Raw genomic sequence first — 459 nt, 5'->3', positions numbered from 1 at the left:
GTTGATGACGACGGCTTGCCTGCCGGCACTCAAGGCATCGGGCCGCGGCGCCATCGTCAATTTGTCGTCAGACACCCCGCTGTGGGGCGCGCCGAACCTGTTGGCTTACGTGGCCAGCAAGAGCGCTGTCATCGGCATGACGAAGTCTCTGGCGCGCGAATGCGGCGCAGACGGCATCACCGTCAACGCCATCGCGCCGGGCCTGACGCTGGTGGAAGCCACCGAATACGTGCCGGCGCACCGCCATGCGCTGTACCGCGACCAGCGCGCCATTTCGCGCGATCAACTGCCGGACGACGTGTGCGGCGCCGTGCTGTTCGCGCTGTCCGACCTTTCCCGATTCGTGACGGGCCAGACGCTGGCCGTCAACGGCGGTTTTGTCATGCAGTAATGCATCCACACACCATTCAGAAGAGGTATTCAATGAGCGATCTCTCCGAACAACAGCAAGTGCAACGC

1 protein-coding gene is annotated in these 459 nt (G+C 63.4%); it reads left to right on the top strand.

Annotated elements, in window-relative coordinates; all coding sequences use genetic code 11:
- Nucleotides 1-391 (top strand): SDR family oxidoreductase (locus tag I6F21_RS37765; RefSeq protein WP_225184391.1); only part of this gene is annotated, 391 nt, incomplete at its 5' end.
- Between the last annotated feature and the right edge of the window lie 68 nt (nt 392-459).

The sequence above is a fragment of the Bradyrhizobium sp. NBAIM03 genome, assembly GCF_020194055.1.
GTDB classification, from domain to species: Bacteria; Pseudomonadota; Alphaproteobacteria; order Rhizobiales; family Xanthobacteraceae; genus Bradyrhizobium; species Bradyrhizobium yuanmingense.
This window is presented reverse-complemented; position numbering and strand designations above follow the sequence as displayed.